Source organism: Zoogloea sp. GW822-FHT05C07, from assembly GCF_058800215.1.
On the sequence record NZ_CM179510.1, the window covers coordinates 3,965,999 to 3,986,076 of the forward strand.

A 20,078-nucleotide genomic window follows, 5' to 3' on the forward strand; every position below is an offset into this window, starting at 1 on the left:
GGTTTTGGGCGTTCCGGGCGCGTTCGACGCTTTCAGCGTAGCAGGCCCCAGCGTCGCACGGTGAGCCGTTCCAGGGTGTTGAAGCCGAGGTTCTCGACGATCAGGCCGATGATGACCACCAGCGCCAGCCCGGCGAAGACCCGGTCGGTGAAAAGCTCGTTGCGGTTCTGGAAAATGTACCAGCCCAGCCCGCCCTTGCCGGACGAGGCGCCGAAGACCAGCTCGGCGGCGATCAGCGTGCGCCACGCAAAGGCCCAGCCGATCTTGAGTCCGGACAGAATGGACGGCAGTGCCGCCGGCACCAGGATCTGCAGCACGTAGCGGACGCCGCGCAGGCCGTAGTTGCGGCCGGCCATCTGCAGGGTCTGCGGTACGCCCTGGAAGCCGGCGTAGGTGTTGAGGGCCAGCGGCCATAGCACCGAATGCAGCAGCACGAAAACCAGGCTGCCGTGACCGATGCCGAACCACAGCAGCGCGATGGGCAGCAGTGCGATGGCCGGCAGCGGGTTGAACATGGTCGTCAGCGTGGACAGCAGGTCGCGCCCGAGCCGTGTGCTGACCGCCAGCGCGGTGAGCACGAAGGCCGCCAGCACGCCGCCGATGTAGCCCTGCAGCAGCACTTCGAGGGACAACGCGGTGCGCTCCAGTAGCTCGCCGGACGCCAGGCCGTCCACCAGCGCACTGGCGGTGGCGAGGAAGGTCGGCAGCAGCAGTTCGTTGTCCTGTTGCCGGGCGACAATCTCCCAGGCCAGCGCCAGCAGCGCGAGGAGCACGCTCTTGCGCAGCCAGGCCTGTTCCCACAGGCGTGTAGCGAGCGGCAGCCGGCGTTCCAGGCTGACGTGGGTGAGGGGTTCCAGCTGGCGTTCGTATTCCGGCCGGATCGGGGCGTGGAGGGCGGTCATGCGAATCTCTTCAGGTTGTGGGGCGTCACGTCGGTGGTAATGCCGCTCGGTTCCTCGTCGAACAGCAGGCGGTGGATGCGTTGGGCGCTGGCCTGGAAGTCGGCGCCGCCGAGGCTGTGCAGGCCGTAATGGTGGCTGTTGATCTCGGCGCGCATGCGGCCGGGGTGCGGCGACAGCAGGCCGATACGGTTGCCGACCACCAGCGCCTCCTCGATGGAGTGGGTGACGAACAGCAGCGTGAAGCGGACCTCGTCCCACAGGGCCAGCAGTTCCTCCTGCATCTTGCGGCGGGTCAGCGCGTCGAGGGCGGCGAAGGGCTCGTCCATCAGCAGCACTCGCGGCTGCATGGCCAGCGCGCGGGCGATCGCCACGCGCTGCTTCATGCCGCCGGACAGGGTGTGCGGGTACGCGCCGGCGAAGGCTGCCAGACCGACCTTATCCAGGTAGTGCAGGGCCCGCTCCGCGGCCTCCTTGCGGCCCAGCGTGCCGGTGGCGCGCAGCGGGAAAATCACGTTGTCCTTGACGGTCTTCCACGGCGGCAGCTGGTCGAATTCCTGGAAGACCACGATGCGGTCCGGGCCGGGGCCGCTGATTGGGCGCCCGTCGAGGCGGATCTCGCCGTCGCTGGGCGGCAGGAAGCCGGCCACCGCCTTGAGCAGGCTGGACTTGCCGCAGCCGGAGGCGCCGAGCAGCACGAAGCGGTCGCCGGCATGCACGTCGAAGCTGACTTCATGGGTCGCGCGCACCACGCGGCCCGGCGTGCGGTATTCCAGGCTCAGCTTGTCCACCGCCAGCAGCGGCGGCGCCGACGGCTCGGGCGGGAAGGCGTTGAGGGGGGTGACGATGGACATGGCGGACTCAGCTCCCCGGTTGCGCGTAGGCTTCCGGGAAGAAGTAATCCTTCCAGGAGGCGGCGCGGTTCTTCAGGACGCCCAGCTTGTAGAGCTCCTCGGCATAGACCAGGCTGCGCTGGGGCTGGATGGTGTAGGCGTTCTCCGGGTCGTCGATGATTTTGCGCACCAGCTCGGGCGCCAGCCTGGATTTCTGCACGCGGATGAAGATCTCGGCGGCCTTCGCCTTGTCGGCCTTGACCAGCTTGGCCGCCTCGTCGAGGGCGGCGTAGAAAGCCTGGTAGGTCCTGGGGTTCTCGTCGTGGAACTTCTGCGTGGTGTACAACACGTTGAAGGTGGCCGGCCCGCCGAGCACGTCGTAGGAGCTGAGTACCTTGTGCACGTTCTTGTTGGCTTCCAGGGCCTGGTAGTAGAACGGCGCGCTGGAGAAATGGGCGTTGATCTCCGAGCCGCCGGCGACCAGCGCGGCGGTGGCGTCCGGATGGGCCAGGCTCACCGAGAGGGTGTCGAAGCGCTTGTAGTCGTCCTTGCCGAAGACCTTGGCGGTCTCGATCTGCAGCACACGGGACTGGAAGCTGGTGCCGGCGGCCGGCACGGCGATGCGGTCCTTGTTGCTGAAGTCCTTGATGGTCTTGACGTTCGGGTTGCTGCTCAGCAGGTAGTTGGGCAGGCTGCCGAGGGCGGCCACCGCCTTCACGTTCTGCTTACCCTTGGTGCGGTCCCATAGGGCGAGCATCGGAGGCAGGCCGGCCGACACGATGTCCAGACTGCCGGACAACAGGGCTTCGTTCATTGCGGTGGCGCCGGAGATCTGCGCCCATTCCACCTTGATGTCAAGGCCGAGGGCCTTGCCGTGCTTCTCGATCAGCTTCTGGTCATGGACCACGTCGAGGATCAGGTAGGAAATGCCGAACTGCTGGGCGACGCGGATCTGTCCTTCGGCGTGGGCGGTCCAGCTGGCCGCCAGCAGGCCGAGGCCGCCGAGCAGGGCGAAGGTCTTGCGGGTCAGGGATTTCATGTTCTCTCTCTCTCTGTTTTTTCCGGGATTCAGAACGGCGCGTCGCCTTCGATGGTCGTGCGGTACAGCTTGCGGCGCAGGTGGTCGGGCGTGCCGGCGGCGACGTGCATCACCGAGCGGTTGTCCCAGAAGACCATGTCCTGCGGCTGCCAGGCGTGGCGATAGACGTGCTCCGGGCGGGTGCTGAGGTCGAACAGCTCGGCGAGGATCTGGCGGCTCTCGTCCTCGGGCACATCCACGATGCGGGTCGTGAAGTGCTCGCTGACGAACAGCGCCTTGCGGCCGCTTTCCGGGTGGGTGCGCACCACCGGATGGACCACCGGCTTCACTTGCTCGATCTGCTCCTGGCTCAGCTTGGGGCGCCACGGGCTGCGGCTGCGCAGTTCCTCGTACTTGGCCAGGTAGCTGTGCTCGGCGCGCAGCGGGGCGATGGCCTTGCGCAGCTCGGCGGGCAGCGCGTCGTAGGCGCTGTGCTGGTTGGCGAACAGGGTGTCGCCGCCTTCGGCGGGTAGCTCCTGGGCGTGCAGGAAGGAGCCGAGGCTGGGCTTGTCCACGTAGGAGATGTCGGAGTGCCAGAAATGGCCGGCGTCGCCGAGGCCGATGGGCTGGCCGCCCTCGCGGATGTTGGAGACGATCAGCACTTCCGGGTGCTCGGGCAGCGCGAACTGGTGCAGCACGTGGAGCTGTAGCGGGCCGAAGCGGCGGCTGAAATCCACCTGCTGGGCCGGCGTGATGTGCTGGTCACGGAAGACCAGCACATGGTGTTCAAGATGGGCTTGATGGATGCGGCGGAAATCCGCGTCGCCGACCGGCTGGGCGAGGTCGAGGCCGATGATCTCGGCCCCCACTGCGCTGTCGAAGGGGCGGATCTCGAAGGACTGGGCACGTGCGCCGGCGGGCGAATTGAGTACAGCTTCCATGATGTGTCGGGCCGGCTGGAACCGGCCTGTGCGGGAAAGGAAAGCTGTACTTTAGAAAGCTCGGGGCGATGCCCGAACCATTATATTTTCCGATGCTTATGAGCTGAAAGGCGCCTGAGCTTATGCAGTTTTGAGATTAGCGCGGGTGCGCGGCTGCCACGAATATGGTGGCGACCCGGCTTCACCTTACTTCCCGTTGCCGAACTTTGCCTCCGCCGCCTTGGCATCGGCGGCGATCCTGTCGTTAGCCTGTTTGGCGGCCTGGGCTTCGGCGTTGATGAACTGGCTGATGATCTGGCTGGTGGCCTGGATGTCGGCGTTGCCTTCCTTCTGCAGGCAGTCGAGCCAGGCGCGCTGGGTCTGGCGGTAGGTGTTCACCGTGCCGACGCTCTTGTTGAAGGCGTCGGGGTTCTTCAGGTCGAGGCTGACTTCGGCCGGGCGCGGGCCGCAGGCGTGGGTCCAGCTGCCGTTGTCGATCTTGCCGGCGTGGGCGGGCAGGGTGGCGGCGAGGCTGGCGGTGGCGAGGATGAGGGCGAGCTGGCGGGTCATGCTTGTTCTCCGGTGGGTCAGCCCTTGGAGGCGGGCCGGGGGGCTTGGGGGGAGTTGGGGGTGTCGGTGGCGGCGGTCTTCGGTGCGGCCGGTTTGTCGCCGGGGCCGCCCTTGCGGGCTTTCTCGGGCAGGGCCTTGGGGCGCACGGTCTCGCCGTCGGCGAGCAGGTCGGACGGGCTGCTGACCAGCACCGTGCCGGCCGCGATGCCGTCGATGATCTCGATCTCCCGGCCGAGGTCGCGGCCGAGGGTGACCTTGCGGAAGCTGACCGTGTTGTCCTGGCCGACGCTCACCACGCGGGTGCCGTCCTGGCCGGTGACCAGCACGTTGGTCGGCACCAGTAGCGCTTTGACGCTGCTCGACAGGCTGAACGTCACCTCGCCGTAGGTGCCGGGCAGCAGCTTGCCGTCGGGGTTGGGCAGTTCCAGTTCCACCTGGCGCGTGCGGGTCACCGGGTCGAGGGCGCCGGCGGCGTGGGCGACTCTGGCGGTGAATTTCCTGCCCGGGTTTTCGGGGATGCGCAGCGTCACTTCCTGGCTGGGGGCGATCTCGCTGGCGTACACCTGCGGGATCCACAGGGTCAGGCGCAGCGGGTCGGTCTGGGCGAGGGCGAAGAGTTCCTTGCCGTTGGCCGCGATCAGGTCGCCGACTTCCACACTGCGGCGCGTCACCACGCCGTCGAAGGGGGCGGTGATGCGGCGGAACTGCTTGAGCTGTTCGAGCCGGCGCACGTTGGCTTCTACCGCGGCGAGGTCGGCTCGGGCCTGGGCGGCGGCGCTGCGTTTCTCGTCCAGGTCCTGGCGGGCCACGCTGTCGAGGCTGGCCAGGTGTTCCCAGCGTTTCAGCGTGTCGCGGGTCAGGTCCACGCGGGCCTTGACCTGCTCGCGGCTGGCGCGGGCCTGCTCAAGCTCCTGGTCCTGCTCGGGGGCCTCGATGGTGGCCAGCAGTTCGCCCTTCTTCACGCGCTCGCCAATGGTCTTGTGCCAGGCTGCCAGGTAGCCGCCGCTGCGGGCGATCACGCTGATCTCGCTGCGGCCCTGCAGGGTGGCCGGCAGTGCGACGCTGCGCTGGCTGTCGCCGGGGCGGGCGACGATGGTGGAGACGGTGCGGAGCAGGTTGTCGGCGGTGCGCTGTTCGAGGGCGCGGGCCTGCTGGTGTTCAAAGGCGAAGCGCAGGGCGCCGCCGGCGAGCAGCAGCCCGATCAGCACGAGGCCGGCACGGCGCGCGTAGCGCAAGGTTTTGCCGCCGGTGTGGGCGGCGAGGGGAGGAGGCGGGGTGAGGTCTGACATGGGGCGATTCCGGTTCGGTCAGGCGGGGGCCAGTTGGTGGCGCGGCCCGCGGCGCTCCAGCCGCAGATGGACGGCGGCGAAGACGAGGGGAACGAAGAGCAGCGTGGAGGCGGTGGCGAAGGCCAGCCCGCCGATCACCGCGCGGCCCAGCGGCGCGTTTTGCTCGGCGCCTTCGCCGAGGCCGAGGGCCATCGGCAGCATCCCGACGATCATCGCGAAGGCGGTCATGAGCACCGGGCGCAGGCGGGTGGACGCGGCCTCCAGCGCCGCGCTCAGGGGCGGCACGCCCTCGGCGAGGCGCGTGCGGGCGAAGGACACCAGCAGGATCGAATTGGCGGTGGCGACCCCCATCGTCATGATGGTGCCGGTCAGCGCTGGCACGCTGAGGGTGGTGCCGGACAGGAACAGCAGCCAGGCGATGCCGGCCAGCGCTGCCGGCAGCGCGCTGACGATGATCAGCGGGTCGATCCACGACTGGAAGTTGACCACCAGCAGCAGGTAGACCAGCACGATGGCCACCGCCAGGCCGGTGGCCAGGCCGACGAAGGCGTCGTGCAGGGTTTCCACCTGGCCGCGCATCACCAGGTCCACGCCGCGCGGCAGCTTGGCGCGGATGTCGTCGAGGACCGCCGCGATGTCGCGGCTGACGCTGCCCAGGTCGCGGCCTTCCACGTTGGCATAGACGTTGAAGATCGGGTTGGTGTTGTAGCTGGTGAGCATCGGCGCCAGCGCTTGGCGGGACAGGCCGACCACGTTGCCGAGCAGTTGGGCGCCGTCCTCGCTGGCGCCGACCGGTGTGCGCAGCAGGCTGTCGAGGCTGTCGAGGGCGGTTTCCGGCGTGCGCACGCCGATGGTGTACAGATTGTTGTTGCTCGGGTTGAGCCAGTAGGCAGGGGCCGCCTGCATGCTGCCGGACAGGGACACCATCACGTTCTGGGCCACGTCCTTGGCGGCCAGGCCGAGCTGCTGCAGGCGCACGCGGTCCATGTCCAAGGCCAGCGCCGGCTTGCTCCAGCGCTGATAGACGTGGGCATCGACGATGCCGGGAATGGCCCGCAGGCGCTTGTTGAGTTCCACCGCCAGCGGCGTCACCTCGGCCGGCTTGCCGCCGATGAACTGGATGTCGATGGGGGCCGGCGTGCCGAAGTTGAGGGTCTGGCTGACCTGGTCGGCGGGCTGGAAGAAGAACTCCACGCCGGGGAAGCGCTCCGGCAGCAGTGTGCGCAGGCGGGTCGCGTAGTCGCCGCTGGGGGCGTGGCCCGGCTTGAGGGACACCATGATCTCGGTGTCGGCGGTCTCGGTCGTGCCGGAGTTGCCGAACAGCGTATTGCGCGTGGAGTAGGGGCCGCCGACGATGTCGAGGATGTCGCCCAGCTCGTCGGCCGGGATGGTCTCGCGGATCGCCGCCTCGATCTGGTCCACCAGGTGGGGCATCTCCTCCAGGCGGGTGCCCGATGGTGCACGCACGTGCAGGCGCAGCTGGCCGGCGTCCACCGCCGGGAAGAGGTCTTGCCCGAGCAGCGGCACCAGGCCCAGGGACAGCAGGCACAGGCCGGCGAAGGCGCTGCCGAAGCGGCGGCGCTGGCGCAGCAGGGCGGCCAGCAGCACCGTGTAGTGCTCGCGCAGGCGGCCAAAGCCGTTCTCGAAACCGACGTGGATGCGGTGGCACAGCGCGGCGAAGCCGGCGACCGGTGCCGGGCGGTGTACGCCGTGCTGGCTGGCCATCAGGTACATCACCAGCGTCGGCACCAGGGTCCGCGACAGCAGGTAGGAGGCCAGCATCGCGAAGACCACCGCCTCGGCCAGCGGCACGAACAGCGAGCGGGCCACGCCGGTGAGGAAGAACATCGGCACGAAGACGATGCAGATGCACAGCGTGGATACGAAGGCCGGCACGGCGATCTCCTGCGCGCCGTCGAGGATGGCCTGGTGGGGATGCTTGCCGAGGCCCATCTGGCGCTCGATGTTCTCGATCTCGACGGTGGCGTCGTCCACCAGGATGCCCACCGCCAGCGCCAGGCCGCCGAGGGTCATCAGGTTGAGGCTCTCGCCGAGCAGGTAGAGAACGATCAGCGAGCAGCAGATCGACAGCGGGATGGACACCGCGATGATGCAGGTGCTGCGCCAGTTGCCGAGGAACAGCAGGATCATCGCGGCGGTCAGCGAGGCGGCGATCAGCGCCTCGTGCAGCACGTTACCGATGGCCGCCCGCACGAACAGGGACTGGTCGAACATCAGCGTCAGCTTCATGTCCTCGGGCAGCTTGTCGAGGATGCGCGGGATCTCCGCGCGCACCTGATCAACCACCTCCAGCGTGGACACGCCGCCGACCTTGAACACCGAGGTCAGGATGCCGCGCTCGCCGTTGTGGCGGACGATGGTCTGCAGTGGGCCGGCGCCGTCGCGCACGCTGGCCACGTCGCGTACGTGGATGGTCTTGCCGGAGATGGTCTTGACCGGGATGTCGCCGATCTTGGCGAGCGTGGCCACCGAGCCGTTCAGCGCCACGTCGTATTCCCGCTCGCCGATCTTGATGGTGCCGGTGGGCAGCGTGAGGGTCTGGTTGCCGATGGCGTCGCTGACATCGGCCGGCGTGAGGCCGCGGGCCAAGAGCGCGTTGGTGTCGATGTCCACCGAAATCTGGCGGTTGCGGGCGCCGAAGGGGGCGGTCAGCTCCACGCCCTTCTTGGTGCGCAGGGTGTTGCGCACCACGTCGTTGGTCAGTTCGCCCACTTCCGTTTCCGGCACCGTGGCGCTGGATACGCCGACCTGCAGCAGCGGCAGGTCGGTGGCCGAGTACTGCACCACCTGCGGCGGCGCGATGCCGACCGGCATCGAGCGGTAGGCCGAGTTGGCCGCCGACTGCACCTGGGCCAGCGCGGTACCGATGTCGGTGCCGGGCTGGAAGAACACCTTGATGATGGACGCGCCGGCCACCGACAGGGATTCGGTGTGCTCGATATTGTCCACCGACTGGGTCATCGCCCGCTCGGCGTTGCGGCTGATGCGGCTATAGATCTCCGGCGCGGGCAGGCCGTTGTAGCTGTACAGCATGGCCACGACCGGGATGTCGATGTCCGGGAAGATGTCCACGGACATCTTCTTCAGCACGTAAGGCATGGACAGCAGGATGAGCAGCGCCATGACCAGGAAGGTGTAGGGGCGCCGCAGGGCGATATTGACGATCCACATCGGGAATTCTGGGGCCGGTTGCGCGGGGCAGGGTTGCGGAGGCGCGCCGGTGCCGGGCTGGAACAAACCGCTGTATCGGGCAAATTCCGGGCCATGGGCAAAAAACCTGTGCCTGTGCGGGAAATTGCCCGATCTGGGGTTGGCGGACTGCGCGGCAGGCAGCAGCCGGTCAGCGGAAAAGTTGATTTTCCAGCAGAGGGTGAGGGGCCGGCGCACGGTGGGATTGAGGGCGGACGTCCGCACAGCCCCGGCGCTGCGGGGCCGCACGCCGTCGCGGGGGCGCTGGCACGGGCCGTGCACCTGCTTGCGGTTTGTTTCGGGCTGGCGTGTTCGCCGGGTATTCCCCGGATTACGTCAGCCCGGCAGCCATCTACAGAAGACCGCACAGGAACAACAATGAAGAAACGCATCTACGTCTGGCTGGGTCGTTCCGCTGCGCTGGCCCTTGGCCTGGCCGCCGCGGGTAGTGCCGGCGCCCAGCAAGTCCTGCCCCGTCCGCCCGAGCCCTTCGCCGGCAAGATCGACTCCTCCCGCGACAAATCGGTGCCGGCCTGGCCCAAGCAGGCGCAGGCGCCGAAGGGGGCGCCCAACGTGGTGGTCGTGCTGCTCGACGACGTGGGCTTCAGCGCGGCGTCCACCTTCGGCGGTGTCGCCGATACGCCGGCACTGCAGGATCTGGCCCGCAACGGTCTCAGCTACAACCAGTTCCACGTGACCAGCCTGTGCTCGCCGACCCGCGCGGCGCTGCTCACCGGCCGCAACCACCACGAGGTCGGCTTCGGCACCGTGGCCGACAGCTCGTCCGGCTTTCCCGGCTACAACTCGGTGTGGGCCAAGGACACCGTGTCTGTGGCCGAGGTGCTGCGCCAGAACGGCTACAGCACCTCGGCCTTCGGCAAGTGGCACAACACGCCGCAGTGGGAGATCACGCCGGCCGGCCCCTTCGACCACTGGCCGACCAGCCTCGGCTTCGAGTTCTTCTACGGCTTCATGGGCGGCGCCGACAACCAGTGGGAGCCGCGCCTGTACCGCAACACCACGCCGGTGGAACCCAAGGCCACGCCGGAGCAGGGCTACCACCTGACCGCCGACCTGGCTGACGAAGCCACCCGCTGGCTGCGCACCCACGATGCGGTGTATCCGGACAAGCCCTTCTTCGTGTGGTTCGCCCCCGGCGGCACCCACTGGCCGCACCATGTGCCGCAGGACTGGATCGCCAAGTACAAGGGCAAGTTCGACCAGGGGTGGGACAAACTGCGCGAGGAGACCTTCGCGCGCCAGAAGAAGCTCGGCGTGATCCCCGCCAATGCGGAGCTGACGCCGCGCCCGCCCGAGCTGCCGGCCTGGGATTCCCTGCCCGCCGAGCAGCGCCGCCTGCTGGCGCGGGCGGCCGAAATCTCCGCCGCCTACCTGGCCTATACCGACTTCCAGGTCGGCCGCCTGCTGGCTGAAGTCCGCGCGCAGGGCAAGTCCGACAATACGGTGGTGTTCTACATCGTCGGCGACAACGGCGCCGAGGTCAGCTCGCCGCTGCTCGGCCGCGATGCCACCGGGCCCGACGGGCAGCCGGCAGCGCTGGAAGAACGCCTGAAGGACATCGATGCGCTGGGCACGGCGCGCTTCGACAACCTCTACGGTTCCGCCTGGGGCTGGGCCGACAACACGCCCTTCCAGTACGGCAAGGGCATTCCGTCCTACCTGGGCGGCACCCGCAACCCGCTGGTGGTGTCGTGGCCCAAGGGCCTGCGCGACAAGGGCGTGGTGCGCAGCCAGTTCAGCCACGTCACCGACATCGCGCCGACGATCTATGAATTGGCCGGCATCCAGTTTCCTGACAAGGTCGAGGGCATCCAGCAAGTCCCGCTGGAAGGGCGCAGCCTGGTGTACAGCTTCGACAACGCCAGGGCCGAATCGCCGCGCACGCTGCAGTATTTCGAGATGGGCGGCAGCCGCGGCATCTACAAGGACGGCTGGTGGGCCGGCAGCCGCAACGTGGCGCCACGCGGCAACGCGGTGCTCAACCAGGCACCCTTCGGCCAGCGCCAGTGGCAGCTCTACAACCTGAACGCGGACTACAGCCAGGCCCATGACGTGGCCGCCGGCAACCCGGACAAGCTGGCCGAACTGGTGGCCACCTTCGACAAGGAAGCCTGGCGCAACGACGTCTATCCGCTGACGCCGGAGGTCGGCGTCGGTCGTCCGAGCCCGGCCGCCGGCCGCACGCTGTTCACCTACCGGGCCGGCGTCACCCGCATCCCGTCGCGGGTCGGGCCGGACGTGACGCGGCGCGCCCACCGCATCACCGCCGACATCGAGCTGCCGGCCCGCGGCGGCGACGGCGTGCTGATTGCCGATGGCGGCCGCTGGGGCGGCTTCAGCCTGTTCGTGAAGGACGGCCGGCTGGTTTATGAGGCCAATGCCCACGGCCATCGCAGCGGCCACATCGTGTCGTCCCGCCCGTTGCCGAAGGGCAAGCTGCAGGTCGCCTTCAGCTTCACGCCGGATAGCGCCGCGCCATCCGCGCCCGTCGTGCAGGGCCAGCCGCCGGTGGCGGTGCCCGGTGTCGGGCGGCTGTTTGTGAATGGCGAGCAGGTCGGCGAAGGGCGCATCGCCAAGATCGTCTACGGCCCTTACGAGTCCCTCGACATCGGTGCCGATCTTGGTTCGCCGGTGAGTCCGGACTATAAGGTGCCGTTCTCCTTCACCGGTATCCTCGGCAAGCTCGAGGTGGAGTTGCGCTGAAAGCTGCCCTCAGCCGCCATCGCCCGCTATCCGGCGGGTGGTGGCGCATCGTCTTCCTGTTGTGCGTGCTCGCGCTGCCGGCCCTCGCACCGGCTGACGAGCCGGTGCGCTACGTGGGTAGCAGCGCCTGTGCCGACTGCCATGCCGACGAGGCCCGGCGCTGGCAGGCGTCCCACCACGCCCAATCGATGCAGGTCGCCAGCCCGGCCACGGTGCTCGGCGACTTCCGAGATGTGAGCGTCAGCCACCACGGCCAGACCACGCGCTTCTTCCGCAAGGGCGAGGCCTTCTACGCGCGCACCGCCGGGCCGGACGGGCGCGAGGCGGACTTCCAGGTCACCCACACCTTCGGCGTGCATCCGCTGCAGCAGTATCTCGTCGCCTTGCCCGGCGGGCGCCTGCAGGCGCTCGGCGTGGCGTGGGACGCACGCCGCCGGGAGGAGGGCGGCCAGCGCTGGTATCACCTCTACCCGGATGCGCCGCCGAAGCCCGGCGAGCCGGTGCATTGGAGCGGCCGCGAGCAGAACTGGAACTTCATGTGTGCGTCCTGCCATTCCACCGGGCTGGTGAAGAACTACGATCTCCAGTCCGACCGCTACCGCACGCGCTGGGCCGAGATGGCGGTTGGCTGCGAGGCCTGCCACGGGCCCGCTTCGGCGCACCTGGCCTGGGCACGGGGCGGCAAGCCGACGGCAGTGGCCGATGCGGGCCTGACGGTGGCGACGCGGCAGCTGCGCCGGCTGGTCTTCCGCTACGACGGCACCCATCCCATCGCCCGCAGCGCCGGCGACCCGAAAGCGGGTCAGAAAGCCGGTGAAGCCTGCTTCGGCTGCCACTCCCGGCGCCAGCAGCTCACGGCGGAACCCCGGCCCGGCGCGGCCTTCCTCGACGACTACCGGCCGGTGCTGGTCGAGCCCGGCCTCTACCACCCGGACGGGCAGATCGACGACGAGGTCTTCGAGTACGGCTCCTTCGTGCAGAGCCGCATGCACCGGGCCGGCGTCACCTGCAGCCATTGCCACGACAGCCACAGCCTCGAGCTGCGCGCCGACGGCAATGCCCTGTGCGGACAGTGCCACCTACCGTCCCGCTACGACCGGCCGGAGCACCACCGTCACGGCGAGGGCTCGGCCGGCGCCCAGTGCGTCAGCTGCCACATGCCGACCAAGACCTACATGGGCGCGCACGTGCGCCGCGACCATCGCCTGGCGGTGCCGCGCCCGGCCCAGAGCGCGCGCCTGGGCACGCCGGACGCCTGCACGGCCTGCCACAAGGACAAGAGCCCGGCCTGGGCCGCCGCTGCCATCGAGCGCTGGACCGGCCGGCCGGAAGCCGCCGACACGCCGCCGGTCGCCGTGCTGGCAGGGCGCCGCGCTGGCGTGCCGCTGGCCGAACTGCTGTCCGCCGATTACCCGGCGATCCAGCAGGCCGCCGCGATCCAGCAGGCCGCCGCGCTGCTGCGTCTGGCCGGCAGCCCAGGGGGGGCGGCGGACGCGGTGGCCCGTGCTGCCCGCTCCGACGAAGGCCTGCTGCGCCTCGGCGCCGCGCGGGCGCTGGCGGGGCTCACGCTGCCCGAGGCCTGGCGCATCGGCGATGGCTTGCTCGACGACCCGCTGCGCGCGGTGCGCACCGAGGCCGCCCGCACCTTGGCCGGTGTGCCGGCCGAGCGTCTGCCGCCGGCTCGCCGGGTGCGCCTCGGCGCCGTGCTGGCGGAGTTGATTGCCAGCGAGGAGCTGGCCGCGGATCGCCCCGAGAGCCACGTCAACCTGGCCCGTATTCACGCCGCGCAAGGCCAGCCCGAGGCGGCTGAGCAGGCCCTGCGCACCGCCTTGCGCCTGGATGCCGCCTTCGTGCCGGCACTGGTGAACCTGGCCGACCTGTACCGCGCCAGCGGCCGCGAGGCCGACGGCGAGGCCGCGCTGCGCCAGGCCGTCAAACTCGCCCCGGCAGCGGCCGAACCGGCCCACGCCCTCGGTCTGGCGCTGATTCGCCAGGGCCGCCGCGACGCCGCGCTGCCGGAGCTGGTGCGGGCGGCGGCGCTGGCGCCGGACAACGGCCGCTACGCGCTGGTGCTGGCCGTCGCGCAGCTGGAGAGCGGGCAGGGTGACGCGGCGCTGGCCACGCTGGCGGCGGCGCGGACACGCCTGCCGGAGGACGTGGCCTTGCTGCGCGCCCTGGTACAGATCGAGCGCCGCCTCGGCCGGCCGGAGGCCGCAGCTCATCAGGTCGAGCTGCTGCGTCTCGAACGGGGTTTTGCCACTCCCTAAGCCGGTTCGGCGAATCCGTACGCGAAGGTTGGGAAATCAGCAGGCCGGCAGCAGTTCGCGGCCGTGGCTGTGTGCAGCGCAACAGCGGACATCGCGCGCGGCGTTTCCAGAAGCGCGGCCCGATGCCTGCTGAAAAGCTGATTTATTTTGATAAATCAATTGTATGCCGGCCACTTTCGGTGGCCGGCAAGCATGGCTGGCACGGGCCGTGCAGGAGCAGGGCCTGCCCCCGCGGCCGAGGCCGCGCACCTCACAGCCCGTCACTCCTTACTGACAGCCATGAAACTCAAAGCCTCCTTCCGTGCCCTGGCCGCCCTTGGCGGCGTACTGTTGAGCCTGTCCTGCGCCCATGCCCAGGAAGCCGTGACCCCGGCCATCTCCGGCGTGGTCGCTGCCGGCACGAAAATCGAACTGATCAAGGACGGCTTCAAGGGCACCGAAGGCCCGATCGCCGCGCCGGACGGCAGCGTGCTGTTCACCGAGAACCAGAACGCCCGCGTGATCCGCATCGCACCGGACGGCTCCACGTCGGTCTTCCTCGACAACACCAACGGCGTCAATGCGCTGGCCTTCGCCACCAACGGCGACCTGGTGGCGGTGCAGACGCTGCAGCCGAAGGTCGGCGTGATCCTGCCCGCCGGCAACGCGCGCACGCTGGCCGAGAAGGTGGACGGCGGCCTGTCCTTCGGCCGTCCCAACGACCTGGTGGTGGACAAGGCCGGCAACGTGTATTTCACCGATTCCGGCGTCAACGCCAATGCCAATGCCAATCCCAAGCCGGACCTGTCCAAGATTTCGCCGCCGGCGGTTTATCGCATCAGCCCCGAGTTCGTCATCGAGCGCCTCGCCAAGGACATCGAGCGTCCCAACGGCATCCAGCTGAGTCCCGACGAGAAGGTGCTGTACGTGGCCAACACCGCCGGCGAGTACGTGTTCGCCTACGACATCGGCGCCAATGGCAAGCTTGGCCCGAAGCGCCAGTTCGCCAAGCTTGAAGGCTTCCGCCAGACCGACAACGGTCCGTCCAGCGGCGCCGACGGGCTGGCGGTGGACAAGGATGGGCGCCTCTACGTGGCCAGCAGCGCAGGCGTGCAGGTGTTCAGCACCAAGGGCGAGCCTCTCGGCATCATCGCGCTGCCGAAGGCGCCGCAGAACCTGGCCTTTGCCGGGCCCGGCAAGCAGCAGCTGTATGTTGTTGGCCGCGGTGCGGTCTACCGTATTCCGGTGCTGACCGCCGGCTACGCCGGCCGCGCCAAGTAAGCCCGCCGATTACCGATTGAAGGAGCTTTCCATGACCCGCAAGACCGCTGCCGATTTCGAGCCCGAAGTGCTCAAGCTGTTCGACAAGTACGTGCATGGCATCATCCCGCGCCGGGAGTTCCTGAAAAACGCCGCCAAGTTCGCGGTGGCCGGCGTGACCGCCGAAGGCCTGCTCGAAGCCCTCAGCCCGAAGTTCGCCGAAGCCCAGGAAGTGCAGGGCAACGATCCGCGCATCAAGGCCCAGTATGTGGAATACCCGTCGCCGGCCGGCTACGGCACCCTGCGCGGCTACCTGGTGCAGCCGGCCAACGCCAGCGGCAAGCTGCCGACGGTGCTGGTGGTGCACGAGAACCGTGGCCTCAACCCGCACATCGAGGACATCACCCGCCGCCTGGCCCTCGACGGCTTCATCGCCTTCGCGCCGGACGCGCTGTTCCCCCTCGGCGGCTACCCCGGCGACGAGGACAAGGCCCGCGACCTGTTCGCCAAGCTCGACCAGGGCAAGACCCGCGAGGACTTCGTGGCCGCCGCGGCGATCCTCAAGAAGCTGCCTCAGGGCAACGGCAAGGTCGGCGTGACCGGCTTCTGCTACGGCGGCGGTATCGCCAACTTCCTCGCCACCCGCATCCCCGACCTGGCCGCCGCAGTGCCTTTCTACGGTAACCAGCCGACGGCCGAGGAGGCCGCCAAGATCAAGGCCCCGCTGCTGATCCACTACGCCGAGAACGACGAACGCATCAACGCCGGCTGGCCCAAGTACGAAACGGCCCTGAAGGCGGCTGGCGTGAAGTACGAGGCCTACATCTACCCGGGCACCCAGCATGGCTTCAACAACAACACCACGCCGCGCTTCGACGCCAGCGCGTCCAAGCTGGCGTGGGCGCGCACCGTGGCCTTCTTCAAGCAGCACCTGAAGGCCTGACCCATCACCTTACTCATCACCGAGACCGTACGGAGAAACAATGAAGAAGTTCGTCAAACCCCTGCTTGCCGCCCTGATCGTGACCACCACCGCGGCGTCCACCCTGGCCTTCGCCCAGCAGGCGCCGAAGCCTGAGCAAGTCATCAAGTGGCGCCAGTCGGTTTATCAAGTGCTGGCCTGGAACAATGGCCGCATCAAGGCCAGCGTTGACGGCACCTACAACAAGGACGAGGTGATCCGCGCCGCCAACGCCATCGCTGCCATCGCCAACTCCGGCCTCGGCGCGCTGTACCCGGCCGGCACCGAAACCGGCAAGGGCTGGCGTGAGACCACCGTCAAGCCCGAGCTGTTCACCGAGCAGGCCAAGGCTGGCGAAGCCGCCAAGAAGTTCATCACCGAAGCCAACGAACTGGCCAAGGTCGCGGCCACCGGCGATGCCGGCGCGGTCAAGGTTGCTTTCGGCAAGCTCGGCCAGACCTGCAAGGGCTGCCACGACGACTTCCGCAAGAAGGACTGAGCAGCTGACGGAGATGTCCGGGCCCGCCTTTTCGCCCGACCGGCGGCTGTGGTGCGGACATCGCGTGACGGGGCGGCTTCGGCCGCCCCGTTTTTCTTTGTTTGCGCAGGAAGACGCAAGAGCCTCGCCGTCCGTCATCAATCATTAATTTGTGCGGCTCCGCGGCAAAAGTATTGGGCCGGGCGTTCATATCGCGGTAACTTCCACCGCAATTCCATGCCACGGTCCGCCGTCCCCGCCCACCATGCGCCCCGTCAAGCTGCACTGGCTGTTCCTTGCGGTCCTGCTGCCGGGCGTCGTTGCGCTGGTCGTGCTGATGGTGGACTCCTACCTGCGCGAGGAGGCCAATCTGCAGGAGAACGCGCTGCAGACGGCGCGGGCGCTGCGCCAGGTGGTGGACGAGCAGATCATCGGCAAGCAGAAGGTGCTGCAGGGTTTCGCGATGCGAAGCATCTTCGACCAGCGGGACTACACGGCGCTGCGCCAGCAGGCCATGCAACTGCTGGCGGAGACCGATTTTGCCGATGCGCTGGTGGTCACCGACGCGAGCGGCAAGCAGTACCTCAATACCCTTATCCCCGAAGGGCAGCCGCTGCCGACGACGAAGAACATGATCCGGGTGCGCCGGATCTTCGGGACCCGCAGCCCCTACATTTCCGATGTGGTTGTCGGTACGGTGGCGAAACGCTACCTGATCACCATCGATGTGCCGGTGATCCGTGACGGGGAGGTGTTGTTCGACCTGAACCTGGTCCTGTTCCCCGAGCGCTTCGGGCGTATCCTCAACGCCCAGCATTTGCCGGAAGGCTGGCTGGCGTCGGTGTACGACGCTACCGGCCATATGGCCGCGCGCAGCCGCGATGGTGCGCGCGTTGTCGGCCAGCCGGTTCCGCCCGCGCTGATGGAGCGGCTGCACGGGCCGGCGGAAGGCCGTGTGCACGGCATGAGCCTGGAGGGGACGGAGGTCTTCGGCGCGTACAGCCGCTCGGCGCTGACCGGCTACTCGGTGGCGATCGCCGTACCGGCCAGCACCCTGCAGCGGGAGCTGCTCAGGAACCTGGCCCTGAGCGCGTTGATCGTGGCGGTCATGACGGCCGCCAGTCTGCTGCTGGCCCGGCGCTTCGGCGGGCAGTTGCAGACGGCCTTGCGGGGCCTCGTCGCTGCGGTGGATTCCGCTGCCGATGGGGGTACGGGGGTGGTCGTGCCGCCCGAGGGCCCGGCCGAGATCCGTCACCTGTCCGCCCAGTTCGAACGCATGCTGCAGGCCCGCAACAAGGCGGATAGCGTCATCCGTGGCGAGCGCCAGCGGCTCTACGACATTCTCGAGACCCTGCCGGCCTTCGTCGTGCTGCGGACTCCGGATTTCAAGGTCGTGTTCGCCAATGCCATCTATCGCCAGCGCTTCGGAGAGGCGCATGGGGACAACTGTGCTGCGCTGTTCAGCAGCCATGCGGCGCGTCATCTGGGAGAGGCGGGTTGCGAATGGGAATGGGGTGGTCCGGACCAGCGCATCTATGCGATCCACGACCGCTCCGTGGTCGGTTCCGATGGCACGCCGCTGGTCCTCAAGATGGGGATCGACATCACCGAGAGGCGCGCCGCCGAGGCCGCCCGGTGGGAGAGCGAGGAGAGCCTGCGCATCGCGCTGACCTTCTCGCCGAATGTGATCGTGATGGCCAGCCAGCAGGCGCGTTTCATTTTCGCCAACCGGCAGGCTGAATTGTGCTTCGGCTACAGCCAGCAGGAATGGCTGGCGATGGATGTGGCGGCGCTCTTTCCACCCTTCGAGGTGGAGCGCGTGATGATCCGCTTTCGCCGCAATGCGGCGGGCAGTCACGAGTTCTTCGAGGCGGTTGCCCGGCACAAGAACGGCCGCCTGATCGACGTGGAGATCAACGGCGTGCTGCTGCCCGACGGGCGGGTGCTGGGGGAGGTCATCGACATCTCGGCGCGCAAGGCGGCGGAGAAGCAGATCCGCCAGCTGTCGATGGCGGTCGAGCAGAGTCTCGAGAGCGTCGTCATCACCGATCTGGACGCCCGCATCGAGTATGTGAACGAGGCTTTTGTGCGCAGCTCCGGCTACAGCCGCACCGAAGTGCTCGGCCAGACTCCGGCGTTGCTGAAGTCCGGCCAGACGCCCCGGGCGACCTACGACGCGCTGTGGGCGGCGCTCGACGCGGGGCTGCCGTGGCGTGGCGAGTTCATCAACCGGCGCAAGAACGGCGCGGTCTATGTCGAGAACACGATCATCGCGCCGATCCGCGAGCGGGACGGGCAGATCACCCACTATCTGGCGGTCAAGGAGGATGTCACCGAGAAGCGGCGCATCGAAGGAGAACTGGAGCGCTATCGCTATCATCTGGAGTCGGTCGTCGAGGAGCGCACGGCGGCCCTGTCCATCGCCAAGGAGGCGGCCGAGGCGGCCAATCGGGCGAAGAGCACCTTCCTGACGACGATGAGCCACGAACTGCGCACGCCGATGAATGCCATCATGGGCATGACGGCGATGGCCCTGCACCGGGCCACCGATCCGCGCCAGATCGAGCAGCTCAGCAAGGCCCGGCAGGCGTCGCAGCATCTGCTGGCGCTGATCAACGACATCCTCGACATTTCGCGGATCGAGGCCGACCGCCTGAGCCTCGACCAGATCGACTTCCGCCTGCAGGGCGTGTTCGACAATCTGCGTACGCTGATGGAAGGCGCGGCGGAGCAGAAGGGGCTGGCCCTGGTCATCGACGTGGCGCCGGAGTTGGCCCGGATGCCGCTGCGCGGCGATCCGCTGCGCCTGGGGCAGATCCTGGTCAACCTGGTCGGCAACGCGCTCAAGTTCACGCCGGACGGGCAGATCGGCGTGAGCGCGCAAGTGGGGACTGAGTCCGCCGCCGACGTGCTGCTGCGTTTCGAGGTGACGGACTCCGGCATCGGCATCGCCGCCGAGGATCAGCTGCGCCTGTTCGCCGCCTTCGAGCAGGTGGATGGCTCGATGACCCGCAAGTACGGCGGCTCTGGGCTGGGCTTGGCGATCAGCCGGCAGCTGGCCCGGATGATGGGGGGCGACATGGGGGTGGCGAGCGAGATCGACGTGGGCAGCACCTTCTGGTTCACGGTGCGCCTGCCGAAGGGCGATGAGCGCGCCATCCGGCCATGGGGGCGGGCCACGGTGGGGGGCGGCGGCCGCCTGCGCGAGCGTTTTGGCGGCGTACGGGTGCTGCTGGTGGAGGACGACCTGGTCAACCAGGAGGTCGTGAAGGCCCTTGTAGAGGAGGCCGGGCTCGTCGTCGATGTGGCCGGCAACGGTGTGGAGGCGCTTGCCATGGCGCAGCAGCAGCCCTACGCGTTGATCCTGATGGACATGCAGATGCCCGTGATGAACGGCATCGAGGCGGCCGGATGCCTGCGGGCGCTGGCCGGCTACATGGATACGCCGATCATCGCGTTGACCGCCAATGCCTTTGAAGACGACCGCCGCGCCTGCCTGGCTGCTGGCATGGACGATTTCATCACCAAGCCGGTGGAGCCCGCCCGCCTGCTCGAAAGCCTGTTGCAGTGGCTCGAGCGGGCTGAGGATGCGCGCAAGTCTGTCGACAGCTAGCTGCCAGACTCGCGCCAGTCTGAATCGCTAGCCTTTGGGGTTCTGACACTCCGTCTT

The 20,078-nt window shown here is 68.4% G+C and carries 13 protein-coding genes; 6 read left to right on the plus strand and 7 right to left on the minus strand.

Annotated elements, in window-relative coordinates; all coding sequences use genetic code 11:
- Positions 1 to 32: 32 nt before the first annotated feature.
- The 7 genes from AC3QL2_RS18340 to AC3QL2_RS18370 all read right to left on the minus strand — a co-directional run bounded on the left by AC3QL2_RS18340 (position 33) and on the right by AC3QL2_RS18370 (position 8,721).
- Positions 33 to 902 (minus strand): ABC transporter permease, encoded by an 870-nt coding sequence (locus tag AC3QL2_RS18340; RefSeq protein ID WP_493235255.1) that lies wholly within the window; start codon positions 900 to 902, stop codon positions 33 to 35.
- Complete coding sequence (locus tag AC3QL2_RS18345) at positions 899 to 1,753, minus strand: ABC transporter ATP-binding protein (RefSeq protein ID WP_493235254.1); 855 nt, start codon at positions 1,751 to 1,753, stop codon at positions 899 to 901. The genes AC3QL2_RS18340 and AC3QL2_RS18345 overlap by 4 nt, the downstream gene beginning before the upstream one ends.
- A 7-nt stretch (positions 1,754 to 1,760) precedes the next feature.
- The gene (locus AC3QL2_RS18350; RefSeq protein WP_493235253.1) at positions 1,761 to 2,771 is read right to left on the minus strand and encodes an ABC transporter substrate-binding protein; all 1,011 of its coding nucleotides are present in this window, start codon (positions 2,769 to 2,771) and stop codon (positions 1,761 to 1,763) included.
- A 29-nt stretch (positions 2,772 to 2,800) separates the two neighbouring features.
- Complete coding sequence (locus tag AC3QL2_RS18355) at positions 2,801 to 3,691, minus strand: TauD/TfdA dioxygenase family protein (protein ID WP_493235252.1); 891 nt, start codon at positions 3,689 to 3,691, stop codon at positions 2,801 to 2,803.
- A gap of 186 nt (positions 3,692 to 3,877) precedes the next feature.
- Positions 3,878 to 4,240, minus strand: a complete 363-nt coding sequence (locus AC3QL2_RS18360; protein WP_493235251.1) for a hypothetical protein — start codon at positions 4,238 to 4,240, stop codon at positions 3,878 to 3,880.
- A gap of 17 nt (positions 4,241 to 4,257) precedes the next feature.
- The gene (locus AC3QL2_RS18365) at positions 4,258 to 5,529 is read right to left on the minus strand and encodes an efflux RND transporter periplasmic adaptor subunit (RefSeq protein WP_493235250.1); all 1,272 of its coding nucleotides are present in this window, start codon (positions 5,527 to 5,529) and stop codon (positions 4,258 to 4,260) included.
- An 18-nt stretch (positions 5,530 to 5,547) separates the two neighbouring features.
- On the minus strand, positions 5,548 to 8,721 hold the full coding sequence (locus AC3QL2_RS18370) for an efflux RND transporter permease subunit (protein ID WP_493235249.1): 3,174 nt from the start codon (positions 8,719 to 8,721) through the stop codon (positions 5,548 to 5,550).
- A 396-nt stretch (positions 8,722 to 9,117) separates the two neighbouring features.
- Here AC3QL2_RS18370 and AC3QL2_RS18375 point away from each other — a divergent pair, with 396 nt between their 5' ends.
- From AC3QL2_RS18375 to AC3QL2_RS18400, 6 genes are all read left to right on the plus strand, one after another.
- Positions 9,118 to 11,463, plus strand: a complete 2,346-nt coding sequence (locus AC3QL2_RS18375) for an arylsulfatase (protein ID WP_493235248.1) — start codon at positions 9,118 to 9,120, stop codon at positions 11,461 to 11,463.
- Positions 11,464 to 11,528: 65 nt separating this feature from the next.
- A complete protein-coding gene (locus tag AC3QL2_RS18380) occupies positions 11,529 to 13,730 on the plus strand; it encodes a tetratricopeptide repeat protein (protein ID WP_493235247.1) in 2,202 nt (733 codons plus the stop codon).
- Between the two features lie 279 nt (positions 13,731 to 14,009).
- Entirely contained in the window at positions 14,010 to 14,990 is a 981-nt protein-coding gene (locus AC3QL2_RS18385) for an SMP-30/gluconolactonase/LRE family protein (protein WP_493235246.1), read from the plus strand.
- Positions 14,991 to 15,021: 31 nt separating this feature from the next.
- Positions 15,022 to 15,912, plus strand: coding sequence for a dienelactone hydrolase family protein (locus tag AC3QL2_RS18390; RefSeq protein WP_493235245.1), 891 nt, complete (start codon positions 15,022 to 15,024; stop codon positions 15,910 to 15,912).
- Between the two features lie 40 nt (positions 15,913 to 15,952).
- Positions 15,953 to 16,429, plus strand: a complete 477-nt coding sequence (locus tag AC3QL2_RS18395) for a c-type cytochrome (protein WP_493235244.1) — start codon at positions 15,953 to 15,955, stop codon at positions 16,427 to 16,429.
- A gap of 244 nt (positions 16,430 to 16,673) precedes the next feature.
- The gene (locus tag AC3QL2_RS18400; RefSeq protein ID WP_493235243.1) at positions 16,674 to 20,021 is read left to right on the plus strand and encodes a PAS domain S-box protein; all 3,348 of its coding nucleotides are present in this window, start codon (positions 16,674 to 16,676) and stop codon (positions 20,019 to 20,021) included.
- Positions 20,022 to 20,078 lie beyond the last annotated feature (57 nt).

Bases quoted from the DNA above. Each gene is read 5' to 3' on its own strand.
- AC3QL2_RS18340 (WP_493235255.1), bottom strand. From the start codon at position 902: ATGACCGCCCTCCACGCCCCGATCCGGCCGGAATACGAACGCCAGCTG.
- AC3QL2_RS18345 (WP_493235254.1), bottom strand. From the start codon at position 1,753: ATGTCCATCGTCACCCCCCTCAACGCCTTCCCGCCCGAGCCGTCGGCG.
- AC3QL2_RS18350 (WP_493235253.1), bottom strand. From the start codon at position 2,771: ATGAAATCCCTGACCCGCAAGACCTTCGCCCTGCTCGGCGGCCTCGGC.
- AC3QL2_RS18355 (WP_493235252.1), bottom strand. From the start codon at position 3,691: ATGGAAGCTGTACTCAATTCGCCCGCCGGCGCACGTGCCCAGTCCTTC.
- AC3QL2_RS18360 (WP_493235251.1), bottom strand. From the start codon at position 4,240: ATGACCCGCCAGCTCGCCCTCATCCTCGCCACCGCCAGCCTCGCCGCC.
- AC3QL2_RS18365 (WP_493235250.1), bottom strand. From the start codon at position 5,529: ATGTCAGACCTCACCCCGCCTCCTCCCCTCGCCGCCCACACCGGCGGC.
- AC3QL2_RS18370 (WP_493235249.1), bottom strand. From the start codon at position 8,721: ATGTGGATCGTCAATATCGCCCTGCGGCGCCCCTACACCTTCCTGGTC.
- AC3QL2_RS18375 (WP_493235248.1), top strand. From the start codon at position 9,118: ATGAAGAAACGCATCTACGTCTGGCTGGGTCGTTCCGCTGCGCTGGCC.
- AC3QL2_RS18385 (WP_493235246.1), top strand. From the start codon at position 14,010: ATGAAACTCAAAGCCTCCTTCCGTGCCCTGGCCGCCCTTGGCGGCGTA.
- AC3QL2_RS18390 (WP_493235245.1), top strand. From the start codon at position 15,022: ATGACCCGCAAGACCGCTGCCGATTTCGAGCCCGAAGTGCTCAAGCTG.
- AC3QL2_RS18395 (WP_493235244.1), top strand. From the start codon at position 15,953: ATGAAGAAGTTCGTCAAACCCCTGCTTGCCGCCCTGATCGTGACCACC.
- AC3QL2_RS18400 (WP_493235243.1), top strand. From the start codon at position 16,674: ATGCGCCCCGTCAAGCTGCACTGGCTGTTCCTTGCGGTCCTGCTGCCG.